The 22187-nt window shown below is 55.8% G+C and carries 13 protein-coding genes; 3 read left to right on the top strand and 10 right to left on the bottom strand.

Going from position 1 to position 22187, the window contains the following annotated elements:
• Nucleotides 1-842, bottom strand: an 842-nt coding sequence (locus tag CCR96_RS04160) for a hypothetical protein (protein ID WP_476702830.1), incomplete at its 3' end; no start/stop codon positions are given.
• Between the two features lie 153 nt (nt 843-995).
• Here CCR96_RS04160 and CCR96_RS04155 point away from each other — a divergent pair.
• Nucleotides 996-1178, top strand: coding sequence for a hypothetical protein (locus CCR96_RS04155; protein WP_201217714.1), 183 nt, complete (start codon nt 996-998; stop codon nt 1176-1178).
• A 592-nt stretch (nt 1179-1770) separates the two neighbouring features.
• On the opposite strand, the gene CCR96_RS04150 is transcribed toward CCR96_RS04155, so the two are convergent.
• The 9 genes from CCR96_RS04150 to CCR96_RS04110 form a co-directional block, all read right to left on the bottom strand.
• Nucleotides 1771-2487, bottom strand: a complete 717-nt coding sequence (locus tag CCR96_RS04150) for a heparin lyase I family protein (RefSeq protein WP_201217712.1) — start codon at nt 2485-2487, stop codon at nt 1771-1773.
• Between the two features lie 188 nt (nt 2488-2675).
• Entirely contained in the window at nt 2676-4559 is a 1884-nt protein-coding gene (locus CCR96_RS04145; RefSeq protein WP_201217703.1) for a glycosyltransferase family 2 protein, read from the bottom strand.
• Complete coding sequence (locus CCR96_RS04140) at nt 4556-7402, bottom strand: glycosyltransferase (protein ID WP_201217701.1); 2847 nt, start codon at nt 7400-7402, stop codon at nt 4556-4558. The genes CCR96_RS04145 and CCR96_RS04140 overlap by 4 nt, the downstream gene beginning before the upstream one ends.
• Before the next feature lie 239 nt (nt 7403-7641).
• Nucleotides 7642-10581, bottom strand: coding sequence for a coiled-coil domain-containing protein (locus CCR96_RS04135; protein WP_201217698.1), 2940 nt, complete (start codon nt 10579-10581; stop codon nt 7642-7644).
• A 122-nt stretch (nt 10582-10703) separates the two neighbouring features.
• Nucleotides 10704-13100 (bottom strand): glycosyltransferase, encoded by a 2397-nt coding sequence (locus CCR96_RS04130; protein WP_201217696.1) that lies wholly within the window; start codon nt 13098-13100, stop codon nt 10704-10706.
• Nucleotides 13101-13623: 523 nt separating this feature from the next.
• Entirely contained in the window at nt 13624-14703 is a 1080-nt protein-coding gene (locus CCR96_RS04125; RefSeq protein WP_201217693.1) for a DUF4214 domain-containing protein, read from the bottom strand.
• A 116-nt stretch (nt 14704-14819) separates the two neighbouring features.
• Nucleotides 14820-15713 carry a hypothetical protein gene (locus CCR96_RS04120; protein WP_201217690.1) on the bottom strand — a complete coding sequence of 298 codons (894 nt, stop codon included), beginning with the start codon at nt 15711-15713 and terminating at the stop codon, nt 14820-14822.
• A gap of 133 nt (nt 15714-15846) precedes the next feature.
• On the bottom strand, nt 15847-18237 hold the full coding sequence (locus CCR96_RS04115) for a glycosyltransferase family 2 protein (protein ID WP_201217688.1): 2391 nt from the start codon (nt 18235-18237) through the stop codon (nt 15847-15849).
• A complete protein-coding gene (locus tag CCR96_RS04110) occupies nt 18237-19451 on the bottom strand; it encodes a glycosyltransferase (protein WP_201217686.1) in 1215 nt (404 codons plus the stop codon). The genes CCR96_RS04115 and CCR96_RS04110 overlap by 1 nt, the downstream gene beginning before the upstream one ends.
• A gap of 123 nt (nt 19452-19574) precedes the next feature.
• Here CCR96_RS04110 and CCR96_RS04105 point away from each other — a divergent pair, with 123 nt between their 5' ends.
• Nucleotides 19575-20381: a SapC family protein gene (locus CCR96_RS04105; protein ID WP_201217684.1), complete on the top strand. Its 807-nt coding sequence runs from the start codon at nt 19575-19577 to the stop codon at nt 20379-20381.
• 6 nt (nt 20382-20387) lie between these two features.
• Entirely contained in the window at nt 20388-22157 is a 1770-nt protein-coding gene (locus CCR96_RS04100) for a type I secretion system permease/ATPase (RefSeq protein WP_338035804.1), read from the top strand.
• Nucleotides 22158-22187 lie beyond the last annotated feature (30 nt).

The following is a 22187-nucleotide window of genomic DNA, read 5'->3' as shown; positions in this document are numbered from 1 at the left end:
ACCTTGGCCTGCGCTTGCTGTTGCGCCTGAGTCGCTTGCTGCAGCTGTTGGCCACGCTCGGCTGCGAGCTTCGCCTGTTTCTCGGCCTCGGCTTTATGCTGCGCCACCTGCTGGGCTTGCTTCTCGGCCTCGGCTTTGTGCTGCGCGGCTAATTCAGCCTGCTGTTTCGACTCTGCTTTGGCCGCCTCAAGCGCTTTGACAAGATCGTTGGCTTTAGCCTCGACCTGACTCTTGGCCTGTGCACCTTGCTCCACTGCCTTGGCAAGCTCATCACGCTTGGCCTCGGCTTGATGCCTGGCCTCCGTCGTCTGCTGCAGGGTCTTGGTCAGTTCCTCGACCTTGGCCTGCGCTTGCTGTTGCGCCTGAGTCGCTTGCTGCAGTTGTTGGCCATGCTCAGCCGCGAGCTTCGCCTGCTCCGCGGACTCCGCTTTCGCGGCTTCAAGTTGCTCATTCAGCGCCGCCGTCTGCTGCACGGCAGCAGCCCTGCCCTGGGCCTCAATCGCCTCAAGATGGCGCACTTCATCTCGCAGCTGCCCCGACCAGTCGCGAACGAAGACCGCATAGCCGACGGCGGGATGATGGCTCTCAGTGATCTGAACACAGCGGAAATGAAGCGGCTCGAGCTGGGCTTGGATCGCACTCAGCAGAGCATCCTCGGCATCCTCCACGAGAGGCTGTAGCAGCACACGCGCCCAGACCACAGTCGTTCTTGCAAGCAAGTCGCCCGCACCCCGTAGAATCCGGCCAGCCGGCAGGCAATCGATCAGCAGCCAGAGCGCATGCGCGGCTTGTTGCGCTGAACTCAACGACAACTCACCGAGCAGCCCATCCAGGCGCTGCATCGGGCGCTCGCACTGGTCAAGTTCGCGAAGGTTTGGCCAAAGAGCTGTCAACGCACTCGAGGCTAGCAAACCGTCTTCGTCAGGGTTGCTTGCTCGATAATACTGACCCGATCCGTCCGCCTGATCGAGTACCACATCGTTAAGCAAGTGCCAATGCGGCCGTTCGGCGACCAGGGGAGCCGCCCACTGCGTCCGCCCCGCATCCGCGTCGATCAGAACCACAGCCTCGGGCTCGGGCCACTCCCGCCAGCGGTGCATGGGACCGGCACCATGGCCGATGCCGACATGAAGCAGAGTCTGCGGCGGATAGAGTTGACTCAGAAGGTCAAGCCCTGAATCGGCAGCTGTAGAATGATTGGTCGATGGCATGATGCTCAGGCTGGCACTTAGCATGACCGCGATCAAAGCCGCCTAAATAGGGCTTCATCACGGACGAAGAATTGATGTCGTGGCTCGTTAGAGTTCTCATAGCAGACCGCATCGCCGCAACATCGGTCAGCAAGGACGGCAGTTTACCATTATCATCAGATGCCGGCAGATGAGCATGGGGCGCTGATCTCAGCGCCTCAGCGCAGCGCGCCCCTGCACCGAGGCAATCAAGCTGCCTAGGAGGTTTTGCACAAGGTCAGCAACAAACGCCAAAGCTGGATTTGCGCTCGACCCCAAGCAGTATCTGGGTCCAGCGGACCTCTGTTCACACAACCTCGAGCCTGAAGTAGGTCTCAGATTCAGTATGAAACGACTGCCCGTCACCCTCTGGACCTCTACCAGGCCGCCACCACGCCTGAGCGGCAAGTTCCAGGTCGTACCGAAGCCTGACACAGACAAGTCATCGGCACATAAGCGCTATCTGGCTTCCTTAATTGGCAGGCACATGTCGTATTATCCATGTGATCTGCGGCGGGGGTTGCACGCCAGGATATCCTGGCTACCGCTCCGCATTCCCACTTCCCATTTCAGCGAGTCCTTCAGGCAATAGATAGATTTCAATTCGATCGTGTTTAATACTGCCGGCAGGAAATGCACCACTAACATCTGGACGATATAAGCCCCATTTCAGATATCCCGAGAGTGGTTCTGCATCGCGCATGTTGGGCCCATGAACTTCAACCAAGGGCCAAGAAGCACCACCCACAAGTGACGCTTGCGCATACAATTCACCGTCCTCCCCGGTCGACCAAGCCGCAGCAATCTCAACATCAATCCATTGATCGACAGGCACAGGAGATGGAATCAGTGTACGCTGCAAGCGATCAGTAACTCTAAGAACTAACGCGCTCGCTTTGATGCCAAGAAAAATATCTGGTGGACCATTGAAACGTTTCGCCTGCCAAATAATTTCTATTGCTTTATAATCGCTAGCATTTTGCTTCCTGAGTAGCGATTCATCAGGCAGTTTAAAACTAAGGCGATAAAAAAACCTCGCGCCCTGATGATATCTTGCACGATAATTATCCATAGCATTAGACTCGGCACGCGACGCCCCGAAAGAGCGATACTCTTGGCCTGAAGCCACCAAAGAGATCAAGGAGCATTCCCCTCTTCGACCATCATCGCAGTTGATACTGATCGCATCAGCAGCCGATGGGGACTTAGCCATAACGCCAAGGCCGGGTAGATTTTCTTTGCCATCTTCATAGCTCAAACTGAGTATCTGATGTGCTTGATCCGGGAGCGGTAAACCTACAGCACCAAACGACTGCCAAAAAAGCAAACAAGAAAGAACAGACAGTCGTACGCTTAACGATAGGCGTTTCGTGCCAAAAATGGCGTGAAGATGGATAGCCAAGCACATCAAGATACTCTCAAGTTAGTAACACATGACGTTTAATGTTAACGCATACTAGCCTGCAAAACAGGCATCAAGGATTGGAACCGCTCTTTAAGCTCAGCGGATGCCTGTAATGCGTGAACAGCTTGGTCGATTGCAGCGTAACCCCATGGTCGATGCTCTGCTACCAATACGGATTGTGCCTGATCAGTTTTATAAAATTCTTGGTATATACTGATATTTGACGTTTCTTGCTCGATTAGCCAGTTAGCATGACGCGCTAACGCAATCATTGGAATGCTGTGCTGCTTGCAGAAAATCGACAAATGCAGATCAGCCATCCCCGGAATAGAAAAATGCTCTAACCCCAACCCTATCAATGCGGAAATATGGCAACCAACCGTACCCGTGCCAAGATTATTGACCAAGGCATCACGTTCCAAAGCACGTTTAAATGAGAATACACGTCTATACCCTGAATAATACAATCGAGCCTGCTCAGGAAGCAAAACACCATGTACTCCGAGAACCGCTTTGCAGCCATAGAACTCAATCCGTTGAATCATAGTAGCAATGTAATCAGCAGGATAAATGATATCGTCATCGACAGTGAAAAAATAGCATTCTCTTAAACGACTCAGAGGCAAAAACTTACCGTTATCACGAAGTCCAGGCTGCTCAGCAGAAGACACAACATGTACGTTGTGATGACAGTTACGAACGAAATCCGGCGTTTCATGGTAACGATCCAGATAAACATGTATCTCATCAACCTGGCCCGTTAAGCTCTCCAATGTCCGATAAAGTAGCTTTTCTCGTTCTGGCACCGAGCAGACACTTACAACGACCGGGCAACTTGGATTTGGCAATCGACTCATGCCAGATTGGACTGGAATTAGGTCACGAAGGACCGGAAAGCGGAAGTAGTCTTTAAATTTTTCGACACCAAGTTCCTGATGTTTTGCTTTAAAGGCCGCAGCGTAAGCAGAACGCTCGGGAGATAGGCGCTGCTCAATGACCCCATCGACACCTGGGTCATTCGCGATCATGTCAAAAAATAAAGAGCCAGGCCGAAAAGTATTGTAATAGGTGGGCGCTGAGGTTTCGGCAACTATTTGCCCCTTGTTTAGAGCTGCGCACCTGAGTCGCTCAAACCACTCTTCATCTGAAGCCTTGATAGTACAGTTGAAATAGCCAATATCATCGAAAACACTCCGAGGAACACCAATAGTAATTAAACCGAGTTTACTGATTAATCCATTTACCGGAAGAACCTCTTCAGTGGGGAAAGAGACACGAGAGTAAGCCCCCCGCACTGCAAATACTCCTGGACGTAGCAAATGCAACATTCCCATGCTGATACGCTCAGGGTGGCTCAAATCGTCCCCATCCTGAAAAAAAATGTACCTCCCACTTGACTCCCTTAGGGCAAGATTCTTAGCAAAATAGGTTCCTAGATTCGTGTTGAGACGGACGCACTTCAGCCGCATTTCTTGTTCGCACAATCGCTGAAGCACATGCCAGGTTGCGTCTGTACTAGCATCATCAACAACAATCACTTCTAGGCTCGGCCAGCTTTGGCGCAATACTGAGATGACCGCATCTTCAATATATGGCGCCACATTGTGAGCGGTCATTAGCACTGAGACAAGCGGAACACTGGCGGCTTCAACTCGGGGTAGCGAATATGCTGCGATATCTACTTGATGGTAAAGATCCTTAAGAGTTACGGATGATGCATGAGACCGATGTGGCTCCTCATGCTGACTCGTTGCTTCAGCGTTGGCTATAGCTGATCGTGCTCTTGCACACCGCAGATTAAATTGATAAATATCTGCCAAATCAGGCCGTTCAGCGATGATTTTCTCATATCGATAAACAGCATCCGAGTAATTACCTGCATCGAAAGCCGCACGAGCCGCCTCAAGTTGCGAATTAATAGTCATATAAATCCACGCAGATATCGATTAGCGGATGCGCTAATCTGATGTTGATTGTCCGGGCTCAGCAAGCACCGCAGTGCGCGTTGCTGAGCTGCCCGACCATAACTTAATTCAACCTGCGCACGTCCTCGCATCCCCATTGCAATAAGCTGAGCACGGTCATCGGCTAGCTTCATGATACAGTGCGCAACGGCATCAACGTCACGATAGGGCGCAAGATAGCCGTTGATGCCATGATCTACATGTTCACTTAAGGCACCCCAGTCGTAAACAACGACTGGCCTCGCCGCGGCCATAGCCTCGATAAGTGTGCGACCAAAGGACTCCTGCACCTGAGATAGGTTGACGAGGATATCCAGCGAACGCAAGGCATTGGCAAGATCATCTACGTAGCCGATGCTGTGAATGTTTCCCCCATTCGGTTGCAACGATTGCCGCTGTAGTACCCGGCTTAAGGCGTCAGTCGGCGGACCGATGAGAATGCATTGCAAGCTCGGATCAAAATCACCGAGACGCTCAGCCAAGCGTTCGAAATCAGCCAACCCTTTTTTTGGCTGATTGCTGCTAATCATGCCAATTCGACAGATGTCGGTTTCGAGTGGTGGCAGCGGTAAGGCGAGAAACGGCGCGAGATCAATGGGGTTCCGGAAGACCTCAATTGGTGGGCTATGCGCTAATTCTGGCGGCATTTGGGCATCACGCAGTTCGCAAAGCCATGTCGCAGTCGCCCGAGAATTGGCGAGAACCCGATCGACCATATCCAGCACTCGATTGCCCAACTGGACCGGTGTGGCGCCAAGCGTGTCGCAGAGTTCGGTATCATGCGTCGGTAGTTCGTGCAGATGCAGCCAGACCGGAATGCCAGCATCGCGAGCCGCTTGCAGGGGTTCAGCGAGTACGACGGTGTTCACGTGCACACGATCAACCTGAAAGTAATCGATGAGCGCTCGAAAGTTGCGCAGAGTCGGGCTGCACAGCGGCCGCCCTTGCTGCCACCAACCATATGGGAATACCGCAACTGCGATTGCGTATCTGCGCAACGTCTCGAGGTAGGACTGATTGAGCGTACGTGGCAGGACGACGACGAGGTTGACCGGGCAATCAACGAGACTTGCCAGAAGGTCGGCCAAAGCGCGCTCAGCGCCGAATACGCGCCTGTTGGCCTGGTGGCCACAAAACAACAGCGTTGGCCAATCTGAGTTTTTTCGGCGTTCGCCAGGAAAGACCGGCCAGCGCTGATAACCCTTGTGGCGACCGAGCCTTAGATAGTGCAGAAGGGGATGCTGTCCTGATTTCCGTACCGCCGGGTAGGCGGTCAGATAGCCGCTAGTGCTGAAGTGCGGACTAGGATCTCGGCCTTCAGCGAGCCCCTGCTCCCAGAAGTGTTCCAAGGGATCAAGAGTCCGCCCCTGGAGGTCGAGATGGTTCTGCGGGTACCAGATAGGATCAAACCAGCCCGAGACCTGGATAGCATCGAGCGGATCGACGATCTGCGCCTGCTGCTGACCAGTGCGCAGCGCGTTGGGAATGGGGAATGCACGGCGAGCTGGTGGCCGCATGAGGTGAAGGTTGGCGTGCGTTTTCTGACGTTGATGCCAGCGTCTAAAGAGGTCTTGATAGTCTTTGCGCGCACCAACGAAATGGGAGCAAAGATGCGTCTCACCCCGGCCTTGCGTCAGCGAGTCTTTGCTGAGGCGAGAAAACCCAAGCGGGATCTGGACCTGAGTCTCGATGAGGGCCCGGGGACCAAACCGGACGCGAAGGCGCTCGTAGAGTTCAGAGTCAGCACCGACTCTGACCTCATCCCAATACCCAAGAGCGGACAAGGCAGATCGACGAACCATCAGCGAGGAGAGGTTGACTTCCGTCCAATGCTCTGTCACCGACCAGTTGCTAACATGCAGTTCTGAGGTGAGACGCACGCCATAGCAGACACTTGCCACCACTGCTGGCTGCGCAAGCAAGCTACGGACTTGCTGCTCGATGCGCTGCGGATGCGCCCAATCATCAGCGTCTTGGGTCGTGATCAGCGACCCTCCGGCATACTCGAGTCCCGTATTGCGCGCAGCATATGCGCCGCGATTGTTCGCATGACGCAACACCCGAATCACTTGGTGCGCGGGTGCGCACTCACAGACGGCCAGCAGAACCTGCGCCGTAGCATCAGTGCTGGCATCATCGACGATGATGATCTCAAGCGCTCGCCAAGATTGCTCGAACAACGAGCGCAATGTGGTCGCAACGGTCTCCTCGGCGTTGAAGGCCGGGACGATAACCGAGACGAGTGGCTGAAGATCGTGCGCAGTCTGTGGTGAGTCTGGCCAGACGTTCGAGTTCAACTCCTCGGCCGACTGCCGTTGCTGGAGTCCGCCAGAGAGCGGTGTTTGATCTGGCGATTTGAGCGACGCGGCGAGGTTGTCTAGGGTGAGCGGGGCGTATGCCTCGCGCTTGCGAATTGAACATAGACCCGCCCCCGACCAGAGTTCATTAAAGCTCTTCAGTACTCGTTGCTCTGCGTCTGGCAGGGTGCGGGATATTGCACCAGCCAAGTTAGCCTGTGCCAAATAGCGATCAGGGTGTTGGCTCGCCATAGCCTGCAGTCGTTCGAGCAATGGGCCGGCCTGAGCACAGCTGTCTGTCCGGCATGCGGCATCGATGGCGAGCAACAGTGGGCCGTGTAGGCCTGGCACCGCCACTTCAATACCACCATGCTCCAGCAACAAGGTGCGTACGGTTTCCCAATTGCCTTCTAGTGCATACCAGCGTGCAAGTGCCCAAGCGGCATGGTGACGCACAAACGGCATTTGATCACGGGCTAAAACCAGACGCCAAAGACGAGGCGCCATCACCGGCGCCAGTCCACGCCAAAGCCAGTGCTCAAGAACAACCGCGGGATTGTGCCGCGGTTGCCGACCCTCGTGCCGCCCATAGTGCAGATAATGCACTAGGGGATCGATCCCCGCCTCGGCAACATCTGGGTACTGGGACAAGTACCATTCGGAGTCAACGATACTCCAATCAGCAGGCGCTGGCCGATGACTGACCATCCTAGAGTCGGCCGTAACGAATTAGCACGAGCGGGAAATCAAATAGCACCAACAGTCGAAGACCAATCGCTTATCGATATGCCTGTGGGCTCGTTGGCCGATGATTCCTGCTGTGCTTTAAATGATGGTAGAAAACCGCTTTCTGGTCGCTGATCGCTAGCCTGGAGACGAGTCTGACGCGCAGGCCTCGAGCCAAGGAGATGGGCATGGGTCTTATTGACCTGTCTTGCGAGTTCAATCCATTCATCCAGCGGGCGTGCACTGGTTCTGTTACTGCTTTCAATCGCAGTCAGCAGGCGTGGCAGCAAGCCAATAAGTGAGCTTATGAACTCCTGATCCGCCGGCGAAAGCTTGCGCCAGATACCGATGTCCATCTTATCGGGTGGGCCGTAGCGCAATTCTAGCTTGTCACCAAACCTGTTTTGGCTTTCCACAAACCATTTTTCAAACGGCGCCTGCCCGGTCTCGGCGGGAAACTCAAGCCGAGGGTGCACGCCAAATTGATGGGCGAGATCGCCCGCACAGGCAAATCTAAACTCAAAGCTCGGCCACTGCCGCTCGGCAAATGAGAGGTTATCCAAACGTAGCCACAGATGCTCGTATTCTCGCTCGACATAATCGCTTACCAGTTCTACACAGTCGAAGCGCAGTACCGACGGCTGTTCCTCAAGCGTCCGGGCAAGAGCGACAAGATCAGACTCCAAGCGATCAACAAGTTCGGGTTGAGCGTCAAGAGACCGCATGGCGACGGGGCGTTTGGCCAGCATTGCTCTCAACACTCCTTTCAGCATCAACCAATCCGAGGTAGAAAGGTCAAGCAAAGTCGCTTCCGATTCCTCACTATTAAGTGAGTGATCCGGCGATATAATAATACAATATGCAGCTTCTTCGGCCAATTTTGGCCAGTTTAGCAAGGGCGAAGTCTCTGGGTCACGCAGGATAGCGAGCCCCGGCCCTTCATTGTTAAAGAAACTAGCGACTCGAAGCTGATCAATGTCACGGTTCGCAGTAGTGACTTTAGAAAAGCTCCAGTGGATTGCCTGCTGCGCGAAGCTGAGGGGTTTGGCTTCTACTGTCAGTTCAGAGGCAAGAAAAACATCAGGCTGTGACAGGATTAGCTGTTCCCAGCGTTTATTGACAAGTTGCGACGACTCAAGTTGTTGTTCGAGTTTTTGCTGGACTTCGTGGAGATGGTCGAAGAGTAACTTATTTTCGTCCTGCGCCGATTGTAGCCTCAAACTTAAAGGCTCAAGCGCAGAAATCTTTTTTTGTTGAGATTTTAACTGCTCATCCCGTTCCTTGACCTGCTTAGCAAGTTGGTCCCGTTCCTGGCTCAGCTTTGTCACTTGGCTTTCACGCTGCTTGACCTGCTCGGCGAGTTGGGCCTGTGCCTGGCTCAGCGTTGCACTCTGTTGCTCATGATCGCGACTTTTCAAGAAAATGCTTTCGAGTTCTTCTTGCACCTGATGCAATTGCTGTAGCAAGAGTTCGTTCTCTTCCTGAACATCAATAAGCTGTGGCTTTAGTGCATTCAGCTCAGTCTCTTTAGTTTCAGCATCTTTGAGTTGCTGATCACGTTCCGCGAGCGTCTTGCTCGCCTGAAGCAGCTTTGCTTCGCTTTCTTGCCCCTTAAGAAAGGCCTGTTCGAGTTTCTTCTGCACCTGCTCCAATTGTGGCCGCAAGTTTTCAAGCTGAGCAATCTTTGCCAAACTCTCTTTCAACCCTGCTGCGTTCCGATCGCGCTCTGCTTTTAATTTTGCCGCCTGAGCCTCACGCTCTTTGACCTGATTAGCAAGCTGGCTCCGTTCTTGACTGAGCTTTGTACGCTCCTGCTCAAGATCGCGATTTTTTAAGAAGTGAGCTTCGAGTTCTTCCTGCACCTGATGCAATTGCTGCAGCAGCAGTTCATTTTCTTCCCTAGCTTCAATAAGCTGAGGCTTCAACTGAGCCATTTCTGCAGACTTATCTTCAGCTTCTTTCAGCTGCGCATCACGTTGCGCAATTTCTCTTTTCATTGAGATCAGCTGACTGCTAACCTCGTTAATCTTTTTCGCTTGTTGTTCGTGCCCACTAAGGAGTTTTTTAACCTCAGCTTGGTTCGCTTCGCGCATAGCTGCGAGTTGCTCCAGCAGGTCTGATTTCTCTTTGCTAGCCTGCGTGAACTGGGATTGCAAAGTATCTAGCGCTTGTTGACTCTGCAGCAAGTCTTTTTGCAGTTTCTCATTCTCTTTGGCTAAATTTTTGCCCTCAACTTGCTGTGTATTTAATGCAACCAAAGCTGCGCTCAACGCATCACCGGAGAAGGCGCTTCCTCGAAGAGCCTCAACCGGTCCTTGAGCAGATAAGACATCAGCTTCGGAGTCGGCGAGCAGGCTATAGGACGATTCAAGCTCGCGCTGGAGGCTCAGGACGTCCGCTGACTGCGCACACAAATGGCCGGCGAAGAAGTAACGCAAAGCATCCGGAGCATCGGCAGTTACGGGCTTCAAATTTCTGGCATCTAGACCCGGCCCCCAGTGTTTTTCGCAGTATTCGGTTAGAGCTTCCGGCACTGACAGTACTTGCTGCGCGTCGACTAGGACAGTGCGTCGGGGATTTCGGAGATGTTGGCGCAGGATCTGCTGGTGTACTCGATGCCAATTGGCGAGGGCCTGCTGTGGCGGCAGTGCCTGTGGATCACCCAAGGTTTCTGCGAGCCAACGCTGGGGCGAGACAGTCGTCAGAATGACGTATAACTCGGGCTCAAGTTCTAGCCAAAAATCCAATAACCACAGGCTATCGGCATTCGACCAACCCCATAGAGGACTATCGATGTTGGCCAATAGAAGGTCGGTCGCGACAAGCTGCCAGAGCTTACTAGGATATAGATCGCTAATGCTCTCGTCAGCGTTTGCAATAGGATGATCTGCTAAAACTCGCTGATGCCAGGCTTTGAGATCAGGCACTTGCGCCCGCGTGCTCGGTTGCGGCTGTGCCATTCCAGCCTCCTGCAACAGAACGCCTAGAGCTTCGAGACTCGGATGGTTTGGCCCGGTAATACAGAGTGTCTTCATAGTGCGAATCTAGAGAGCAGCAGAATCAGGCTTAACTTGGGTCTAGGTCAGGTGGCACTTGCCGTCTCGCCAAGCGGAAAAGCCAACCAGGGCGGTTCAGAGTCGAGCTTCTGTTTAAAGGCGTAGGCCCAGAGGTCGAAACAACGGCCCTTGCGGATACGGACCTCTTCAAAGCCCGCCGCGAGCAGAGACTCGCCAAGATGGCGGCTGTCGAAGCCGGTACGGTGCGCCATATAGCCATTGCCACGCGCAAGCGAATCACGGTGTCCGTAGAGCATATCTAGCGCGGTGATTGGACCCACTGGAGATTCGTAAGCAACCTCGGTGAGCTTGCCTTCCGCAACGAGTCGGGCAACCGCTTCGATATCGGGTAAGGTGATAAGCGCGAATCCATCGGGAGTGAGCACACGATGCATCTCGCTCAAGGCGACTGGAACATCGTGAGGCTCCAGATGTTCGAGTGTGTGCGAAGTCCAAACTGCGGCGATGCTAGCGGCATCCAGGGCGCTGAGATCGCATGAGCTGGAGATGATATCGGGATTGACGGCAGGATCGATGTCGAGCCGAATCTCGCGCCAAGAGCCATTTTGGAATACTGGTGGTAGGCGATCCGCAGCAGTGGTGCCGCAGCCGATATTGAGTAGCCTTTTCGTTGATTTTGTTTCTGATTTTATGTCGGTCGCCCCCGGCTCTATCTCAAGGGGCGCTTGGATCGCAACAGGTCGGGTTTCATCCTTCATCGAATGCAGATTCTCCTGGGATTGCTGGCTCCAGCGTGCAGACTGGGCCATAACGGCAACCCTTGGCGGCGCAAGGCTCAACGCTTTGTAGCGGTCTGAGACGACGGAATGCAGGGGCAAGTGTAGCCGGTTGGCAAGGGCACGCGCCATGGGTGTGGCAGCATTAATGGGTGCGACGGTCAAAGCGGCAGCGCAGCCGATAAATCCGACCAAAGTGTCTAGGCTAATTCCTGGGAGTTCTTGGATACGCAATACCCGACCAGTCGCCACAAGTTCAGATAGCCAGTCATCATCGTCAAGCACTAGCAGCCAGGGCGTCGAAGGCTGCCGGGCCCAGTCCCGAGCAACGCTGACCCAGGCCCGCCGCACGTCAGCGGTGCAGATCCGATCAGCGATCAGATAGGCGGTTTCTGGCGGGGAGCAGACATGTGGCGGACAGGGCGCATCAGTTGCGGCGACGGGATACTGGATTGCAGAGACACTCAAGCGCAAGCGCCCTAAAATACGGGTAAGAACCTCCGGTTGCTGCTCTGGATCATGTTCTACAAGCCCAACGAGCGGCAGTCGCCTTAGATCGTGGAGTAAACGCTCGAGTTCGGTATCGGCCCGATAGATGCATTCAATCGGCAGCCCAGGCAGCGCACCATAGAGCACTACCTCAGGGCCAAGGCCCCGATTGCGAACCTGGATCGATAACAGGCTGGGTGGCGCAATCCGCGGTGTCGTTGGCGAGCCGGGTAAGGGCGAAACGAATGCCGAACGGGGATCTGCGAGCCCACGCGCGCCAAGCACGTGCAGATGCCGTGGGTGAGGATGGGGAAAGCCTAATGGTGGCTCTGGCCCCATACTTTGTCGAACCCACCGGATTAATTCGCTAAAGCGAACGCGCTGCAGCCTGTAGCGAGCAGGCGCCAGTGGATCGCGAGCAACAAAGCCGTCGAAATGACGTTCAGCACCTGGAAATCGCTGACGGATGACCGCGTTATTGCGGGCTACCCGCCAAGCCTTTTCGTGCCCGAAGGATACGCTACCCTGATGCGCGACGAATAGATCCGGGGCCCCCAGATGTACCCAACCCCGCTCTCGCGCACGTAAACTCCAATCAGTATCCTCGGCATAGCCGCCAGCCAGGCATTCTTCATCAAGATAGCCGACATCAACAATCGCCTGGCGTCGGATATAAAGGCAAAAGCCACAACCAGCCGGAAGCGATACAGCGGTTACCGATCTATTTGCTCGACGAGCACGACGATCTAACTGCTGATGCTGCTCTGGACTCGGCATTGGATAGCGATAGCGAGGGTTGGGAAAGGTCATCAGCTCGCCATGGTTACTGAACGGTGTCACGCTCGCAACCTTAGGGGCGCTATAGGCCCATGCGCGGAGCCGATCGAGCCAATTGCCTAAGACTCGGGTATCGGCATTCAACCAGACGACATCGCGCCCCGGTGTTTGCCCCATGGCGCGGTTGACACCACGGATAAAACCAAGATTGACTGGGTGATGAACAACCCTCAGTGATGAGTGCTTATTCGCAAGGGTTTCTATTTCCGCAATCAGCACCCGATCAGGCGATGCATCATCCAATACGAGGATCTCATGTGCAGCGCAGTTCGCTGCGCGCGCAGCAAGAACGCTCTGTATGCAATCGAGCGTTTCTCGGCGACCTGAATAGACTGGGATGATCACCTCCACGGGCTGCATATATGGATCAGCTGTCGTTGTCTGCAGCAACGGCAAAGGCATCACATTAGCCAATTGCTCTTGTCGCTGATGCACTAGCGACCTCTCGGGCATTAGGACAGCGGACGGCAACGGATTAGCCTGTCCTGCCAACCGCTCAAGCTGAACAGCAACTTGATCTTGGTGGCGCAGTCGGGCGGCGCGGGCCATCCAACGCAACAAACGGGGGTCCCGATTGGGATGCTGAAGATAAGCGCAGAAGAAAAAGAGGAATGCGGCCTGGATCTGACACTCAGCGAGTGCGGCATGGGCGCGCTTGATCAGGGCTAAGACAGCCGTGCTGGGGTGCATCTGGGCGAGCTGCAACAGCGGCTCGAGATCATCCAGCGCATCGCGTTGCCGAACATTATGCAAGCGCGAGATCAATGATGGGGCAATAAGAGATTGGTGTGTTTGAGACACAGAAAAACGCCGGCTATTAGGCCGGCGCTCAAAGTGAATGAAGCAACAGCCCAGCGTCTGCCGCCGGGCTGTTTTTTCTCGCTTAGACCCAGTCGCTCTCGTCCAACAGCAAGACAGTGTCGCTGTTGACCTGGACCGATTCTGAGCTGGCATTGATCTCCGCAGCCACCTGGTTGCGGGTCTCGCCTGCCTCCAGTTCGGACATGTAGAACTCGAAGCCGGCCTGATCCGAGGCACGACCCAGCCCCTGGTTGTACATCAACTCGACGAACTGCGCGTTGCTCAGAGCGTCGATCGGACCAAACTTGGCCGTGAACTCGTCGGAGCCGAGCATACCTGCGGCGATGAAGTCGGCAGGATCAGTCACCGTCACCGCTTCGTTCATGTAGAACTCCGCCCCTGGCTGATCCGCTGCTCGACCTAGGATAGTCTGGTAAAGACGCATTGCAGCAGCCTGATCGAAGTCGTCCATGATGGTCATGGTGTGGCCACCATTGAACGTCACGAACTGGATGTTGCTCAGCTGTGCCGAGTTAGCGCCGCCATCCGAGATGATCACATCACCATCAACAACGCCGATCACGCTGCTGTCGTAAGCGAAGCCCATCTCGAGGTTATCAAAGCCCGTTCCACCGTCGATGGTGTCAGCGCCCGAGGAGTAGACGACCGTATCGTTGCCTGTACCAGCGCGCACGAAGTCGTTACCCGCACCACTGCTGATGCTGTCGTTGCCAATACCGCCCGCAACACTATCGTTGCCAGCAGATGTAGTGAGCGTATCGTTACCGTCGCTGCCTTCGAGGGTGGTATTTCGGTCGCCGGTAACGGTGACGTTATCGTCGCCATTGCCCATCTGTACGACGCGATCAATCGTGTTGAAGGTAACGGTCAGCCCTTCGTCGGAATCGAAGACAACAACAGGTACTTCTGTCAAGCCTTCCGGGAAGACGATCTGCGTCCCTGGTGGCACATCCCTGGCATCAATGATGAGGGCATCGACGGCATCGGCCCCTTCCGGAGCTACGAAGTCAAAGCTGCCAGTATCAGGATTGAATCGACCACCAGCGACGTTGATCGGCTCACCAGCTGTCTCCGGGCTGATATTGAGTAGTTGGTTGATCGCAGCCGTCGTTTCAGGAGCGATCGAGGGATTAGCGAGCACTCCTTGCTCGAAATCACCTTTTAGGGTTGGGGCGTCATATTGTATCGCCATGCATTATCTCCGTGAGATGAGATTGAAAAAAAAGGGGGGTGTTTTCTTCTACTTCGTCAGAGCCATCAATAACCAGAACGAAAGATCTGGGTCACGGATGGATCGTCCCACGGAGAGGGGGAACGGGGAACGGTAGCCTCTCCTCGTTGCCGCCGCGCTATCGATAAACGAAGTGCTGACAAATGTTCTCTGCCTGTCGGCCCGGAAAAACGTTCGCCAGCCACGATCTGTTGCGAACCGCCCCTTGTGAAACAGACCTGGCCTTGTATTTCGTAGTCGCCTGCGCGTTGACCAACCAGCGAAAATAGAATTTGAGTGATACCGGCGCCGCGCTGGCGCGTGCCCACGAAACCACCACTCTTGATAAGCGGTGAATCGCCGAGTCCTTCGACATGACATTGATAAGCCAAATCAACACCTTCGGGCCGATTATACCAATGTACCGAGAAACCCTCAAGTCGAGCTGACTTTTGTGGATTCCCAAGCCAGCCGTTGACAGCGCTGACGTCACCTTGGCGCTCTACATGGCCCTGTAGATCGATGGTCTCTAGTTGCGAGCTTGGGCTCGATGACATACCGCCGGCGCTCGGATCTCGTTTCGTCTCACTGTCGCGGACGAAACGTCCGGTCGCATCGACCTGGTCGATCTGAATCTGGACGTCATTGGCCGCACTGTGTCCGGGCACAAGGTACTTTGCCAGCATCACGGCACCGTCACCACGCGATACCCGCACTACGACACAGTCCCCAAGCGCGCGTAAAGTGTTGCGCGATACGCCAACTCCTGGAAAAAAGTCAACTTGACCGGTTGCAACGGGTGCTGCCTGCAAGGTGGTCGGGACCTGTTGCCCTTCCGGATAATCACTGGCACAGCGGAATAGGTAGAGCCCTTGCTTCAGCATGACAATCTGGGTGTCAACTTTGATAGTGATTTTATTCGAGGGTTGTTCCTGAGACACGAAGCAGAGAACCTCTTGTGGTAAAAATAATTCTGTTGCAAAAAAAAAACAATAAAGCCGGACTGCTCTTCATGATACTGGAAAACTGTAACTGCGTGAAGTAGCCTGAAGCCAAACCTACGGATATGATCTGCTAGTCCTGCCCGCGTGCGCATTTCGACATCGGATTTGCATGTAATGCACCAAACGGGCCACTACCCCAATCATGGGCTAAGCCGGGATGGTAAGCAGGATCGACAGCTCGCCGCAAACACCAGCGCGCACGAAAACGATGCTCTTCGCGGCGGGAGCGCGCTGCTTGAGCCGGCTCATCATCGTGACCGCGACTGGCCGACTCCAGGTGCTCGAGACGCGCATGCGGCGTCCACACTAGCTTGAATCCGCGCTCTCGAATACGCAGGCACAGATCGACATCGTTGAAATTGACTGGAAAATTTGCTGCATCCAAACCGTCGAGCTGTTGGTAGAGGCTGCGACGAAGCAATAAGCAAGCAGCCGTCAACGCGCTGTAGTAGCGCGCGACCTGGTTGAAGCCCAGATAGCCAAGATCATGGATCTGCCAATGATTGCCCACATGCGCAGCAAGACCATGAATCCCGACGACCACTCCCGCATGTTGTACCATGCTATTCGGCCACAGCAACTTAGCACCAACTGCACCGACGTTTGGGCGCAACAACTCGCGCACCATGGCCTTGAGCCAGACGGCCTCGCGAATCAAGATGTCGTTGTTGAGCAGGCAGACCAACTCGCCTGCGGCACGGTCGACGGCAAGGTTGTTCATCGCAGCGTAATTGAACGGATGCGGATAGGGCAGCACCCGGACACCGAGCGCAGGCAAACCAGCCAGGTATTCAAGCGTTTCCGGACAACTGGAGCCGTTGTCAATGACGATGATCTCGAGGCTCGGATAGTCCGTCTGTCGCAGCAAACCCTCGACGCAAGGGCGCAGAAGATCGACGCGGTCGCGCGTTGGGATGATGCAACTGACGGTTGGCAACTGCTCGGGCAATGGCCAAACGACCTGCGTCAAAGCTGGATGAACCGGGCAGGGCTCGACTCGTGCGCCCGGTTCCAGATGTTTCACCAACCATTGCAGCGCGGCGCGGCGAGCGCTTTGATCGGCCGCGTCGAGACCGTCCACCAGGCTGCGTGCATTATCGGCAGCGCGCCGGTAGAGCAAACGCGGCAAATGCACAACAGATAAGTTATCGGTCTCGGTGACTGCCACCACGGCGGCTAGCGTCAGATGCCACTGCGAGCTGGCCGCCTCCAGCGGAGGCGGATTGGTCTGTAGGCACCGGATCGCGGCGCGCAATACCTCTGCCGTCAACAGCAGGCCCGTGCTGACCAAATCGACCCCTAAGAAAAGCCTGAAATCCCACGCCGGCTTGAGCCAAGGATCGCAGGCACCGCCGTGTCCGTCATCACGATCGCTATCGGCATAGACCCATGCCTGCGTCTCCGCCCCAAGCGGCGTTCGGAGACAGCACACTAGCGTATCGATTGCATGCTCAGCGAGTTGATCTCCGATCCGCAGCGGCAATACCGCCTCGCACCCATGGCCAAGCAGCTGTCCGATGCCTGGCAACACGGCATCACCAGCAACCTGTTCGATCATCCGCGCTGGCCAGCGTTGACGCTCCACGCTCTCGCGGCTCCGCGCCGCCGCTGCACCATCCCCATCTCCATAGAGCAGGACGCCGACGGCGACAGGCGATTGCAAGCTCGGTAACGGATCAGGACGCTCGTATAACGCGTGCCAGGGCGCATAGTGAGCAAAGCCAAGCGCGCGCGGGGCACGCCGATCCTGATGCTGACTGAGCGTTAGAATGAGTTCTCGCACCTCAGGATCGACTTCAGCCGCTTCCAGACACTGCTGACGCAGCAGCCCTGTCAATCCATCAGGCCAATGGCACACCGTCACCGCCCCCCCGGGTAACAGTTGTCCTTGATCGGTTTGCAGCAGGATGCGATGCGCCTTCCCATCAGCCAATGACCAAGGCAAATCCAGCATGAAGCCATGATCCGCAGTCTCCCGATCGATCAAGGCGGGATGCAGCAGATCAGCCCGACTCTCAGCAATGCAGCGCTCGTGCTCATAAGCACGCACGGTGACATGCCGTTGCGGATCTAGCGGATCCCAGACCCAACCCAGCACCTTCAGGCCACCATCGAACCGCACCTCGGCGATGGGCGGCGCCGTCTTCGATGCGCTTGGATCAGTCAAGCACAGGGCGGACTCGAGTTCCGGACCGCCATTCGCCAGACGCGCGCTTACAACCTTGCCTTCATTAAGCCAACTTGGCTTCAGCTGCACGCAAAAGCCATGGAAGCCATCCCCATCACACTGACCAGGCAACTGCCACTGATCAGCGCGCGCAATGGCAACGTATTGTCCATCGACCAGCACTTCGACCACTAACCGTTCATCGGGCTGCGCTGGATCATAGGCCCAGCCGAACAACAGGTCGCCATGGAGCGCAACGATCGCACCAATTGGAGACGCCGCTGCGACTGCCATCACACTTGCTCGATCAAGCGAAGCAGAGCAGGCAGAGAACAGCGCCGAAGGTCGTAGCGATCGGAAATCGTTCGTCTTGCGGATTGGCCAAGCGATGCTTGCTGATGCGGGCTGGCGAGAGCATCACAGACTTTGTCAGCAAGCTCGCCGGTATCGAAGAAGTCTGCTAAGTAACCGTTCTCGCCGTCGCTAATCACCTCCTCCACTGGAGGGGTTCGCGAGCCCACGACTAGGGTACCCGCGCTCATTGCCTCGAGCATCGACCAAGAGAGCACGAATGGATAGGTGAGGTAGACGTGGCAGCGCGAGATCTGAAACAGCGTAATCAGCGCCTTATGAGGTAAACGGTCGATCATGATCACGCGCGCCGGGTCGAGCTGGTCCTGTACTTCCTCGAGGAACCGTTGCCGATAGCTGCCCTGCCCTGGCCGCGCCCCATAGGCATAACCGCCTCCACCAACGATGACCGCCAAGGCCCTCGGGCGACGACGCAGAATCTCGGGTAGCGCACGGATGAACCGATGATAGCCACGCACTGGTTCGAGATTACGTGACACAAAGGTCAGTAGTTCGGCACCAGCCCCTAGCTGGAGCTTGCGGCTCGGAATCGACATGCTCGCCTTGGGGTTTGGCTGAATGGCATCGGTATCGATCCCATCGTGGATCACCTGAAGCTTGGCACGAACCCAGTCAGGATGCGTCGAGGCCTGCCAGTGGGTTGGCGCGATACACTGATCTGCCGACTCAAAGGCTAGGCAGAGATTGGCATTCTTGGTGTGTAGACTGATCCTGGCGTCAAAGTCTGGGCGCGGAAACTCGGGGTCGAAGCCCCAATCTTGGCCGGTGGCACGATAGTAGAACTCGGCGTAGGCGATCAAGCGCGCACGCGGAAACACGTCTTTAAGATACAGCGCCTCACCCCAGCCTGGATGCGCGATAATGACGTCTGGCTGGAAGCCAGTTCTGGCCAAGGCCTGGGCTTGACGCGCGGCAGCCTCAGCACGGATCACCTTGACCTCAAACTCCATAGCCAGCGGATGAATATTCGGGCTTTGTCCACGTTCCAAGCCATAGGTATGCAGTTCAATACCGCCTGAAATATCCGCATCTGGATTTTGACCAAGGGCGACGACGCGATGACCACGCGCCTCGAGAGCAGGTGCCAGGCTCTTGAACTGGCCAGGAAAATTTTGGTGGACGAAGAGGATATTCATGCGCGGGGCGGTCTGGGATGGAGAAAATACTAAGCCACGACGTTAGTAAGTTATCATGAAGCCATACCCACTGTGCCTTGTGCACAGCCAATGGCCCGCACTCGAATGTCAGGAGATGATCCGATGCCAGAGCCCGTCGCGGTATCCTACTCGCGCCATGGAAAACGTCGCTGGCGGCAGTGTCACACTTATGGCTTCGCCCGCAAGGTCGGGCTCTGTGGCCTTGTACTCGCTGAGATCGAAGAGGCAACGTTGTCGCTCCCGTTTGGCTTTGTGCAACGCGATGATCGCCTCTTCCCTGTGGCGATCTTGTCACGACCCGAGGGCGACTGTCTCTACGTTGGCGCCAACGGAAACTGGCTGGGCAGTTACATACCGGCACTTCTGCGCGCCTATCCCTTTCGTCTGAAACGCGATCAGGAGCAGCATCTCGTCCTGCATATCGATGAGAGCAGTGGCTTGATCGTCGACACAGAAGAAGACAGCGAGCCGTTCTTTGAGGGAAACGAGCCGAGCGAAGCGATCAAAGAGATGCAAACCTTCCTGGAAACCCTGGAGGCCAGCCGAACAGCAACGGCCGAGGCCTGCGCGGTACTCCAACAACTCAACCTCGTGCAAGCCTGGCCAATGCTCATGGAAGAGACGGACGAAGCCAATGACGTTCCTTCGCAGCCAGATCCAATATCTAGGCTTCTGCGTATCGACCAAGCCAAGCTTGCACAGCTAGATGGCTCAGCCCTAGTCCAACTGAACCGCAGCGGCGCCTTGATGCTCGCACTCTTCCAAGGACTCTCAGAACGTCATTTGGCCTTGAACAAGGTGCTCGCTAAGGCCCACGATCAGCAGCGTCAGCACCTTGAGGAAAAGGCCCAGGACTATCTCGAACGAGCAGGTGAAGATGACACGCTCTCATTTGCTTGGGAAGACTAGAAGCCGGTGAACCCCAACCATCTGAACCCCAACCATCGCCCTACCGACAGTATCAAAGAGGCACTGCTTCGCACGCGTGCGACCATCATCAGCGCGGGCTTCTTCAGCCTACTGATCAACCTGCTCATGCTGGCACCGATCCTATTCATGCTCAGCCTGTATGACCGGATCATCCCCTCGCGCAGCGGGCCAACGCTCGTCGCCCTGTTCCTGTTGGTGGTCTTTCTGTTGATCATCATGGGATTACTGCTGTGGGTGCGCTCGACGATGTTATTTCGCATGGGAACGCGCCTAGACACGATGATCAACGAGCGCGTCTTCAATGCAACCGTCGACGTTGCCCGCGGCACCGGCGGCAAGGAGACCACACAGCCGCTCGAGGATCTCGATCATCTGCGTCATTTTCTTGGCGGCGGAGCGCTGAACGGTTTCTTCGACTTGCCGATGGTGCCGATCTTCCTCGCCATCATCTTTTTGTTCCACCCCGTCCTGGGCTACTTAGCGCTGACCGGCGGCATCCTCCTGCTGATCATCGGTGTCATCAACGAAGTGCGTACGCGTGAGCCGGCGATGATCGCCTCGGAACAGGCCATTCGCGAGCGGCGGATGTTGACTGCGAATTTACGCAATGTCGAAGTGATCGAAGCACTCGGGATGCGTGAGCGCATCTTCCAACGTTGGCGCGATCAGCACGAACAAACGCTCGGTTGGCAAGGCATCACGCAGGAGCGCAGCGCCAGCATGGAGTCGTTGAGTAGGTTCATCCAGATCATGATCCGCCCGGTCATTCTCGGCGCCGCTGGTTATCTGGCAATCCAACAGCTCATCACACCTGGTGTCATTATCGCCGCGGCCATTCTTGCCGGTAAGGCGATTGGTCCCCTCGGACAGGTCATCGGCAACTGGAAATCGCTGCTCAGTGCCCGCGCCGCCTATGGGCGCCTGCACGCTCTACTCGAAATCATGCCAGCGCGTCAGCGGCAACTCTCGCTACCCGCTCCAGAGGGTCGCATTCAGCTCGCAGGTGTGGTAGCGCGCCCACCGGGCGCCGAACATCCTGTGCTGCGCGGGGTGAGCTTCGAGATCACCGCAGGTGAAACCCTTGGGGTCATCGGGCCCTCCGCTGCCGGCAAGTCGACCCTCGCCCGCGTGGTATTGGGGATCTGGCCACTGATGGCTGGATCGGTGCGGCTTGATGGCGCTGACATCAGCCTCTACAACCGCGAAGAACTCGGTCATCATATCGGCTATCTGCCGCAAGACACCGAACTCTTCGCTGGAACCATTGCCGAGAACATCGGTCGTTTCAATCTGATGGACGACGCTCTAGTGGTCGATGCCGCTGTTCGCGCGCGCGCCCACGAGCTGATCTCCCAACTCCCGAATGGCTACAACACGATGATCGGCCCAGGTGGGCTAGGCCTGTCCGGCGGACAACGGCAACGCATTGCTCTGGCGCGTGCGCTCTACGGTGATCCGCGCCTGGTGATTCTCGACGAGCCAAATTCGAGTCTCGACGAGCGTGGCGAGAAGGCACTGTTCGAGGCCATGGCAGACCTTAACGCTGCTGGATGCACGTTGATCGTTATCTCGCACCGCCCCAACATGCTTAAGGCCGTAGACAAGGTCTTGGTGCTCAAGCACGGCCAGGTCGAGGCCTTCGGCCCGCGTGACGAAGTGCTCTCGCGAGTACTGAAACCGAAGTCATTGAGCCTTGCAGGCGGCACCCAGCGGCTGCTGGAGTCGGCCGAAGGTAGCAACGAAGCCACCCAATAGTGGTCTTTGATCGGTCCGCTCCGATGCGGA

The organism is Halochromatium roseum, from assembly GCF_016653315.1.
Classification (GTDB): Bacteria; Pseudomonadota; Gammaproteobacteria; order Chromatiales; family Chromatiaceae; genus Lamprobacter; species Lamprobacter roseus.
The sequence above is the reverse complement of the archived record's forward strand: the minus strand, read 5'-3'. Positions and strand labels throughout refer to the sequence as shown.

Coding starts and splice junctions, on each gene's coding strand:
- CCR96_RS04155 (WP_201217714.1), top strand. CDS start 996: ATGCGGCCGTTCGGCGACCAGGGGAGCCGCCCACTGCGTCCGCCCCGC.
- CCR96_RS04145 (WP_201217703.1), bottom strand. CDS start 4,559: ATGACTATTAATTCGCAACTTGAGGCGGCTCGTGCGGCTTTCGATGCA.
- CCR96_RS04140 (WP_201217701.1), bottom strand. CDS start 7,402: ATGGCGCCTCGTCTTTGGCGTCTGGTTTTAGCCCGTGATCAAATGCCG.
- CCR96_RS04135 (WP_201217698.1), bottom strand. CDS start 10,581: ATGGCACAGCCGCAACCGAGCACGCGGGCGCAAGTGCCTGATCTCAAA.
- CCR96_RS04130 (WP_201217696.1), bottom strand. CDS start 13,100: ATGCAGCCCGTGGAGGTGATCATCCCAGTCTATTCAGGTCGCCGAGAA.
- CCR96_RS04115 (WP_201217688.1), bottom strand. CDS start 18,237: ATGGCAGTCGCAGCGGCGTCTCCAATTGGTGCGATCGTTGCGCTCCAT.
- CCR96_RS04110 (WP_201217686.1), bottom strand. CDS start 19,451: ATGAATATCCTCTTCGTCCACCAAAATTTTCCTGGCCAGTTCAAGAGC.
- CCR96_RS04105 (WP_201217684.1), top strand. CDS start 19,575: ATGCCAGAGCCCGTCGCGGTATCCTACTCGCGCCATGGAAAACGTCGC.